8 protein-coding genes and 1 pseudogene are annotated in these 9,190 nt (G+C 72.2%); 6 read left to right on the top strand and 3 right to left on the bottom strand.

The genetic code is table 11. The annotated features are described in order from the left end of the window. A partial coding sequence (locus HV826_RS35045) for a hypothetical protein (RefSeq protein ID WP_176421373.1) occupies positions 1-985 on the top strand: 985 nt, incomplete at its 5' end. Between the two features lie 9 nt (positions 986-994). On the opposite strand, the gene HV826_RS35050 is transcribed toward HV826_RS35045, so the two are convergent. Then, positions 995-1,876 (bottom strand): YIP1 family protein, encoded by an 882-nt coding sequence (locus tag HV826_RS35050; RefSeq protein ID WP_176421374.1) that lies wholly within the window; start codon positions 1,874-1,876, stop codon positions 995-997. Positions 1,877-1,971: 95 nt separating this feature from the next. Here HV826_RS35050 and HV826_RS35055 point away from each other — a divergent pair, with 95 nt between their 5' ends. Next, positions 1,972-2,415: a hypothetical protein gene (locus HV826_RS35055; protein WP_176421375.1), complete on the top strand. Its 444-nt coding sequence runs from the start codon at positions 1,972-1,974 to the stop codon at positions 2,413-2,415. A 38-nt stretch (positions 2,416-2,453) separates the two neighbouring features. On the opposite strand, the gene HV826_RS35060 is transcribed toward HV826_RS35055, so the two are convergent. After that, positions 2,454-4,679 carry a serine hydrolase domain-containing protein gene (locus HV826_RS35060; RefSeq protein ID WP_176421376.1) on the bottom strand — a complete coding sequence of 742 codons (2,226 nt, stop codon included), beginning with the start codon at positions 4,677-4,679 and terminating at the stop codon, positions 2,454-2,456. Next, a complete protein-coding gene (locus tag HV826_RS35065) occupies positions 4,676-6,013 on the bottom strand; it encodes a GDSL-type esterase/lipase family protein (protein WP_407938454.1) in 1,338 nt (445 codons plus the stop codon). Before HV826_RS35065 ends, HV826_RS35060 begins: the two co-directional genes overlap by 4 nt. Before the next feature lie 445 nt (positions 6,014-6,458). Between HV826_RS35065 and HV826_RS35070 the strand changes: the two genes are divergently transcribed. From HV826_RS35070 to HV826_RS35085, 4 genes and pseudogenes are all read left to right on the top strand, one after another. Then, complete coding sequence (locus HV826_RS35070; protein WP_368671062.1) at positions 6,459-6,749, top strand: helix-turn-helix domain-containing protein; 291 nt, start codon at positions 6,459-6,461, stop codon at positions 6,747-6,749. A 101-nt stretch (positions 6,750-6,850) separates the two neighbouring features. Then, the gene (locus HV826_RS35075; protein ID WP_176421379.1) at positions 6,851-7,147 is read left to right on the top strand and encodes a hypothetical protein; all 297 of its coding nucleotides are present in this window, start codon (positions 6,851-6,853) and stop codon (positions 7,145-7,147) included. A gap of 132 nt (positions 7,148-7,279) precedes the next feature. After that, positions 7,280-8,803: a GspE/PulE family protein gene (locus HV826_RS35080; RefSeq protein WP_255217565.1), complete on the top strand. Its 1,524-nt coding sequence runs from the start codon at positions 7,280-7,282 to the stop codon at positions 8,801-8,803. 26 nt (positions 8,804-8,829) lie between these two features. Then, positions 8,830-9,190: pseudogene (locus tag HV826_RS35085) on the top strand (hypothetical protein); the annotation flags it as partial.

The raw sequence follows: 9,190 nt of genomic DNA on the forward strand, positions 1-9,190 counted from the left end.
AGATGTGTATAAGATACAGGGCTACACGCTGTCCTTCCTCGAAGCCGCGTCGCCCTCGGGCTGTACCTGGATTCGCCATGAGTCGGCGGGCACACGCAAGCCGCTCGCCACCGTGGACGCGGGGTGTGAGCGGCTCAAGCTGGCCTGGGGGCCGCGTGGCCGGCAGGGCCTGGTGGTGGACCGGGGCAACGGCGAGCTGCCCCCGCGCGCCTGGCAGGTGGACTTCGAGTCCGGCCAGAGCACCCGGCTGCTGCTGCCCGAGCTCGGCCACACCGACACGCTGGGCTTCGACGAAGCGGGTCACGTCGTCGCGCTGGTGTCACACCTGGAGGACCTGCCGCGGAAGATGGACAGCGGCCGTGAGTACTTCCTCTTCGACGGCAAGCGCTTCTTCCTCCCCGAGGCGGACGGCAGCCCGGGCCTGGCGCACGCGTACCGCCACGAGGCCGGCCAGTGGAAGCACCTGGAGACGGTGGCCACGCTGTACGAGATGGACGGCGCCCTGGGCACGGAAGCCCTGACCACGGCCAGCCGGCTGACGTCCTCCACCTTCAGCCAGGACGCGGACCGGCTCTCCGAGTCGGCGCTGGAAGAAGGCAACAAAGACGCGGCCCGGCTGGACGCGGTGGTGAAGGACCGGGGCCACACGGCCTACGGAATCTGGGTCTCCATGGAGACGCACCAGGGTCCGCTCTATGCCTGGGAAGCCGCGGGCGAGTTGCCCACGCTCATGCTCCCACTGCGCTGGGAGGTGAACGACCGGCTGGTGGAGCCTGAGCAACTGGCGCTCGCGCCCACGTCGGCCGTGGCGCTGCGGATGCGCGGACGCCTGCTGCTGGTCTCCGCCGAGCAGGCCGCCCGCGTCTACGACGCGAAGACGAAGAAGCGCATCGCCGCGCTGGAGAACGTCCACGGCGCGCGCTTCTGGCCCCAGCAGCGGACCGTCACCGCGGCGGCGCCCACCACCGCGGTGACGGCGCCGTAGCGCCCCGCGCTACTTGCCGAAGCCGGTGGCCGCGCCCACCACCGCCACCACCGCGTAGCCTGCGAAGAGCAGGCCGCAGGAGAGCAGCGGCACCGCCAGGGCCCCCAGCACCGCGGTGCCCCAGGTCGTGCGGTGCATGCTCCGGTACGCGAAGATGCGCAGCCCCAGGGCCCATAGGGGTGCGCCATATATGCCACAGAAGGGAATCAGGCCCATCAGGTAGGGCGACATCGACAGGGCATTGGCGCGCAGGGTGACCTCGAAGGGCTGACCGGTGCCGTCCATCCGGAACACGACGTGGTCCAGCGCGGCGTTGATGAGCGCGACGAGCATGCCCATGACGGGCGCCATCACCATCATCGCCCCGAACACCCCAAGCCCGACCAGCCGGAGCCCGTGAGCGGAGACGTTGTCGCCCTCCGTCATCGCCGACGGGATGGCGAGGAGGATGGCCAGGTAGACCAGCGCCGTGGTGAAGGAGGCGGCCAGGTTGGACAGCGCCGCGAACCCCAGGGAGCTGCCCACCGAACCCACCGGCCGCGCGCGCTCGAAGGTGGCCGTGGGGCGCAGCATCACCGCCACACACGTCTGCCAGTACGCCCGCGGCGTCCCCAGCTCATCGCGCCGGTCCCACGGCAGGGCATCCGCGGGCACGCGGTCATGACACGCGGCGCACAGGGGCTCGTCTCGCGCCCCCTTCCGCAGGCACCGCGCGCACGCGAAGCTGCCGCACCGGCCACACGCATGCAGGCTGCGCAGCTCCGGGTGGACGGCACACACGGGGTCGGCGGAGCCTGGCGTGGCCTCCTGCAGCAGAGACGCGCCGCACCACGCGCAGCTCTGCGCGCCTGGGACGACAAAGGACTGACAACGGGGACACGGGATGCGCATACGTGCCCCCATCCTCGCATGGGTGCGCGCCGGGACGCCCCTGCTGTCGGAATCACGCTTTCGCGCTCCCCCAACGGCGCCTTAAGGGAAAGCGCATGCACCTGCCCGGCCTCGTCTCCCTCCTCCTGCTGTCCTCGCCCGCCCTGGCCGCCGAGCCCGCGGCGCAGGACCCGAAGGCGCTCGAAGCCGAAATCCAGCGCGACATGGAGGCCTTCGAGAAGAACATGGACCGCGGCACGCCCATCCCCTGCGGCCACCCGCCGATGCGCCCCGAGCGAATCAGCGGAGAGGACCTCCAGTTCGACCCTGCGCGGCTCGCTCACCTCGACGAGGACGAGACCACCTACATGCTCACGTGCACCTTCAAGCTCAACGGGAAGGTCACGGGCTGTCTGATGCTCAAGCCTGCACTGAGCCTGGACGCGAAGAACCGCGAGCTCGTCAAGCAGTGGCGCTTCAAGCCCGCCCACTACAAGGGCAAGCCCATCGCGACGACCTGCACCCTGTTTGGCAAGGTGACGCCGCGTCCGACGAAGTGAGCCCGCTCCGCCGGAGGCCTGCGCTCCAGCGGTGACGCTCACTTCCCCGCGGGCACCAGCCCGTGGTCATCCGGCACGGGGCCGCTGGCGCCCGGAGCCTCGGGGACGTCGGGTGCCGGGGCCACCACGGGCTTCGGCGCCTCGCGCGCCCGCTTCGCCTCACGCAGGGCCCTGGTGGCCGCCGCCTTCCGGCCCAGGCGCTGCTCCCGCTTCGCCAACGCCTCCCAGAGCTCCGGCGCCTCCGGGTGCAGCGCCACGCCCGCGCGCAGCAGGCCCGCCGCCACCGCGGTGGACTCCGCGGTGAAGAGGCGCTTCAGGAAGCTCCGGGGCGCGAGCGCCAGGACGCCCTGCGGCGTGGCCACGGCCTCGCGCAGCTGCGGCAGCACGGGCTCCTCCGGGTTCGCCGCGAGCAGCGCCTCGGCCAGGGCCCAGCGCGCATCCAGGCCCCGGGGCTGCAGCTCCACCGCCCGCTCCAGCCAGCGCCGCCGCGCCGCGGGCTGCCTGCGCCAGGCGAAGCCCTCCGCGATGCGCAGCAGCTCATCCGAGTAATCCGGATGAAACCCCGGCGACGCGGCCACGGACTCGCGCAGCGCGGCCCAGTGCGCCTCCGGGTTCTTCTCCTCGTCCAGCCGCAGGCGTTGAAGCGCGGGCAGCCGCGCGCGCTCCCAGCTCGCGGCCAGGCGGAGCACGTCCGCGCGCAGCGGCTCGCCGATGCGCTCCGCTTCGGGCACCTGCTTCGCGTCACCCGCGGCCAGGTAGTCCTCGAAGAACGCCAGCGGGCCTTCGAGCGTGTAGGCCTTCAGCCGCTCCGCGCCGTGGACCTTCTCCAACGTGCGGGCCATGTGCGCGCCCACTCGGATGAACAGGGCGCGCGAGCGTGGGTCGTGCCCGCTTCGGACGCGCTCCAGCGCCGCGCGGGTGTCCCGGCCAACCTCCTTCCGGTTCAGCATCGCGGACACCTGGGCGAAGGCGCCGGGCAGGTCCGTCTCCTCCGGCAGCACGCCCGGGCCGCGCGTGGCCCACTGGTGATAGGCCAGCCCATAGCTGGCGACGCGGGTGAGCCCTTCGTGCACCACGGCGTCCACCGGGTCCGCGACGTAGGCCTCGCGGCGGGTGTCGCCCTCTTCCAGCACCTGCTCCATCAACCGGATGGACAGCCGGCGCATGCGCCGCGCCTCGCCCTCCACGTTGGAGGCCAGGGCAATCACCGTGTCCTCGGCAGGGAGCATCATCAGCATCGTGGTCGTCTCGGGCTGACCGCCCGCGTGGGCCACCACGTAGTGGCCGCGCAGCGGATACGTCGCGAAGCCCATGCCGTAGTCAGTGAGGCGTCCGTCGGTGGTGGCCATGGACGTCTGCATGCGGCCCATCGTCTCGCGCGACACCAGGGTGTGCGCCAGCACGGCGCGGCCGAAGCCCAGCATGTCCCCCACGGTGGCGCGGGTGCCACCGCCGGCGAAGCGGCTGGACACGTCGAGGAAGCGCGACGGCTTCAGCGCCGTGCCCTGGACGCGGTAGCCCTTGGCCTGGTGCGCGTCCCGCGTGGCGGTGATGTCCAGGTCCGCGTTCGGCATGCCCGCGGGCTTGAAGATGTGCTCGCGCAGGTAGTCGCGGTAGGACTGGCCGGAGGCCGTCTCCACCGCCGCGCCCAGCAGGTTGTAGCCCCACGTCGTGTACAGGTAGCGGGTGCGCGGCTCGAAGGCGAGCGGCTTGCCCGCGAAGACGGCGATGGCCGCCTGGGTGCTCATCGCCTTCGTGTTGCGGGTGGACGCCACCCCGTCATAGGTCGGCACGCCGCTCACGTGGCCCAGCAGGTCGCGCACCGTGACGGGCCACTGCCTGGCCGGATAGTTCGGCACCAGGGTGGAGATGTCCGCGTCCAGGCTCAGCTTCCCCTGCTCCACCAGTTGCAGCACCGCCACCGCCGTGAAGGACTTGGTGACGGACGCCATGCGGTACGTGGTGCGCGGCGTCGCGGGCAGCTTGCGGCCCACGTCACGGTAGCCATAGGCGCACACCCAGCGCTCCGCGCCGCGGCTCACGCCCACCGACAGCCCCGCGACAGCCCCCCGCGACAGCTCGGCCCGGACGACCGCGTCCAGGGCGCCGCGCACGTCGTCGGAGAAGGCCCGAGGGGACTGCTCGGCGTCGGCGCTGACGGCCTCGCACACGGGCTCCAGCGCGGCCCGAGGCGCCGCCAATGACACGGGCCCCGCGAGCCCCAGGAGCACCGCGGCGCCATACCGTACGAACGCGAGTCTCATGGCGTGGCCTCCGCGGTGGGCTCGGACGCCCCGGCGGGCGCGGCGCCCACCCCCGGCGGCATGGGCATCAACGCCGCGACACCGCGCGCGGGCGGCGGCGTCTCCACATAGGCGCGCAGCAGCGCGTCGGTGACCAGGTGCCCCAGCACGTCCAGGCCCGCGCCGCGCGGGTGCACCAGGTCGTCATGCATGTAGCCGGACGCATGGAAGCGCGCGAGCGCGCCCGCTCCGCCCATGGCGGCGTAGAAGTCGAAGAAGGCGCACCCTTCGGCGAGCGCGACCTCCCGCTCGGCGGCGTTGACCGCCTCCAGCGAGGGACGCTGCGACAGCGCCTGGGCCTTCGCGCCGGGCCCCTTCACCGCGTCCATGGGCCCCACCAGCAGGCACGCGCTGCCGGGCGCCGCCTCCCGGGCGCGGCGGAGCAGCGTCCGCAGGTCCGCGCGCAGCTTCTCCATGTCCAGGCGCTTCCATTCGATGCGCTTGGACTCGTTGCCCCCCAGGAAGAAGACGAGCAGCCGGGGCGCGCGCTCCGCGAGCTGGGACGTGAGCGTGGCGCCGTCCATGCGCGCATAGAGGCTCGCATCCGACGAAGGCACGCCCAGCGTGTCCAGGACGATGCCGGGCCGCGCGTGCTGCAACACCACGCCCTGCACCACCGCGCCCTGCCGCTCGGCCACCACGTCCAGCATCTGTGCGTCCTCGGGCAGCTCGAAGTGGGTGGCGCGCGACGCGCCGCTCCCCGTGGGCTCGGTCCGCGCGAGCACCTCGCCGCCGCTGGAGATGCTGAGCGCGCCCGCGCCTGGCACGTCCAGCCACCACAGCGTGCCGCGGGGTTCGCCGTCCAACTTGAACCGGCTGCGGGCCTTGGCGCGCGTGGCCAGGTGATACACGCCGGTGATGCCGAAGGCGTGCGGGGGCGCGCGCAGCTCGCCCAGGGTGCGCGGCTGCCAGCCACTGCTGCTGGCGCTGGTGCGGCCTCGCCCGCCGTAGGGGGCCATGCGGTCCACCAGCAACACGCCCCGACCCGCGCTTCCGAACGCCGTGACCAGGTCGTCGCGCAGGACGTCCACGATGCGGTCCCCGGCAATCAGCGAGTTGCCGAACGCCTCGATGACCACGGGGCGGGTCGCGGTCCCCGAGGCCAGCGCATCCAGCGAGGCGAAGAAGGGCGCCAGCGCCGTGCGCGCGCAGCCATTCCCCAGGGGCGCCACGCAGGGGTCTTCCACGCTCGCCCCGGGCGCGCCCAGCTTCTCGGCCAGGGCCTGGAGCTCGGCGGTCCGCTCGGGGCGGACAGGCCGCTGCCGGCGAACCTCTGGCGCGGGCGGCGGCTCCACGGGGCGCGCGACCGGTGCCTCTGGCGCGGAAGCAGGGGGTGTGGCGGCGCGAGGCGAGGACCCGATGTCACAGGCGGTCAACAGGCCACCGAGCAGGACCGGGAACCAGGTCCGCCGGCCGCTCCGCCCGACTTCCGAATGCGTCATGTAGGAGGCAGCGTAGACGAAAGCCCCTGCGTGCGCATGTTCCCGGCCGACGGCTCCCCGCCTGCTGGAGGAGCAGCCCCAAAGCCCGCACTCCGCGTTCGTGGCCGCGGTGGAGTGGATGCCCGTGAGTCAACGGAAGTTGCGGGAGAAACGGCCCGGCGCAAATGCAAGGTCAAGCCCCGAACATCCTCCCTTCACATGCGACCGAGATACCCCAAATTATCCGCTCCCTCTTATGGAGAAACGGAACAACAGGGTCGCGAACTGGACGCGGTTGCACCGCCGGTTTGGCGACCACGTGCGCAAGCTCCGGACGTCCCGGGAGCTCACGCAGGAAGCGCTCGCGGAACGCAGCGACCTGTCCGTGGACGCCATCCGCCGGATTGAGCGCGGTTCGTTTTCTCCGTCCCTGGACACCCTGGGCAAGCTCACCAAGGGGCTCGACGTCTCCTTGAAGACGCTCTTCCAGGGCTTCGAACGCGAGCGCTCCAACGCCGTGGCGGAGATCTGCGACTTCCTGTCCGTGCGCTCGGGCCGCGAGGTCGAGCTGGCCTGGCGCGTCATCCAGGCCATGTTCGAGGAGCGCTGAGCCCGCTCCCGCCCCGTCACGCTCTCATCACCCTGCGCAAGTACACCTGGATTCGCGGCCCATGAAGGGCCGTGACCTGGCTGTCTTTCACAGGAGCAATCATGAACACGCTGACGAAGTTCCTCGCGGGTGCCTCCTTCCTGTTCGCGCTCACCTTTGCCCCTGGCGCGCAGGCGCAGCAATGCTACGAGGTCTGCGACTGCTCGAAGCCGTGCAACACGCTCTGCATGGATGGCGACGAGCGCTCCAGGTGCGGGACCGCGGGCCTCTCGTGCGTCGGCAACTGCGCGAAGAGCGACCCGCGGGCCTCCGCGGGCCACAAGAAGGCGTCCGACGGCGCCGCTCCGGCATGTGACCAGCAGCAGGACGACAAGGCCTCGGAAGAAGCCGAGAGCTGAGCCGCACAGGGGTTCCCAGGGGGTCAGGACACGCCCACCCGTCCTGGCCTCCGGGGCCGCCGCCCACTCGCCGAGTCCTTTTGAGAGCACGCCGACCCCGGTGGTAGCGTGCGGCGCCTGATGACCGCGCTGATGAATCGAATCGCGAGCCTGCTGTGGACCCTGGCGGTCCTCGTGGTGGTGGGCGGCGTCGGCCTGTGGGCCTACCGGCACGCGTCGCTGGGCGCCGCCATGCTCCTCCAGGAAGGCGGAAGCTACCTCCAGGGCGTGCTGTCGCCGCTGCTCGCGGGCAGCGTGGCCCTGGCGTTCGGGCTGAGCTACACCTCCGGCGTGGTGGCGCGCCGCGCCCGGCACCGCGCGCCCCGGCCGAAGCCCCTGCCCAAGGGCCCCAGCATCTCCCCGCTCGAGGTGCTCACCCACGACACGGCCACCGCCGTCAGGACCCTGCTCAAGGACCTGGGGCAGCGGCTGCGCCGCATCGCCGCGAAGCCGGACCCGGACATCATCGCCTTCATGGGCCAGTTGATGGACGGCGCCATCCGCCTGGGCGCCAGCGACATCCACATCCATCCGCTGGAGTCGGGCACGCGCATCGCGTTCCGCCTGCACGGCGTGCTGGAGGAGGTGCTCTCCTTCCCGCGCGAGCACCACTCGCGGCTCATCAACCGCGTCAAGGTCCTCGCCAGGCTGGCGCTGTACGACCTGGACAAGCCCCAGGACGGGCACTTCCCGTGGACCACGGACGACGGGCCCGCGGACATCCGCGTGTCCATCCTCCCCACCAACCACGGCCCCGCGGTGGCGCTGCGCATCGCCCGCACCGGCGTGCGGCTGCCCCAGCTGCCCGCGCTCGGCTTCCCCGACGCGTTGCTCGCGAAGTACCAGGAGCTGCTCGCGCTGCCGCAGGGCCTCGTCCTGGTGGCCGGCGCCACCGGCAGCGGCAAGACGACGTCGCTGTATGCCTCGCTGGGCCACATCCAGCAGTCGCGCGGCGAGCTCACGCGCATCGCCACCATCGAAGACCCCATCGAGTTCGACGTCCCCCTCTTCGCGCAGACGCAGGTCAACGCCGCGCAGGGCTTCACCTTCGCGCAGGGCCTGCGCGCCGTGCTGCGGCAGGACCCCAACGTCATCATGGTGGGTGAGATTCGCGACTCGGAGACGGCGCGCACGGCCATCCAGGCGGGGCTCAGCGGCCACCTGCTGCTCAGCACCATCCACGCCAACTCCGCCGCGGGCGGGTTCAACCGCTTCATCGACATGGGCGTGGAGCCCTTCCTGCTCGCCTCCGCGACGGTCGCCACCCTCTCGCAGCGCCTGGTGCGCAGCCTCTGCCCCCACTGCCGCGCCCCCCTGCCCCTGACGCCCGAGGAGGCGGTGCGGCTGGACGCCGCCGGAATCCGGCGCGGGAACTTCTTCGGCCCCGTGGGGTGTGAGCGCTGCGAGGGCAGCGGCTATCTGGGCCGCACCGCCATCTACGAGATGCTCGTGGTCTCCCAGGGCATCCGCGACGCCATCAACGCCAAGGTGCCCAGCTCCCGCATCCAGGAGCTCGCGGTCCAGGAGGGCATGGTGCCCCTGCTGGCCGCGGGCGTCGAACGCGCACGCACGGGCGACACGTCGCTGCGCGAAGTGTTCCGCGTCGTTGGCGGCTGAGCCCTCTCCCCAGGAAGCGACCTCACGTGAACACCCCTCCCTTTCCCCGCGGCCCCGTCACGGAGGCGTCATCCGACAACGAGGCCTGGTCCCAGTCGTTGATGGGGCGCACCGAGGAGCTGGCCCACCTCCAGGCGCAGACGCCCCAGGAAGCCGAGCCCGCCGAGCCGCCCACGGCCCAGCCCGGGCCCGGGCTCGCCGGGGCGCCCCGGAAGCGGACCTTCCAGGCGCCGCCACCGCCGCCTCCGCCCAGCCCGCTGGCCGCCGTCCTCAAGCTCTGCGGCGCCGCCGCGGGCCTCCTGGCCGCCAGCCTCCTCGTGCTCCCCGCGCTCCAGCAAGCCGGCGAGCCCCCCGTCACCCCAGAGCTGTCCCTTGTACACATCTCCG

The sequence above is a fragment of the Myxococcus sp. AM010 genome, assembly GCF_013372585.1.
GTDB lineage: Bacteria > Myxococcota > Myxococcia > Myxococcales > Myxococcaceae > Myxococcus > Myxococcus vastator.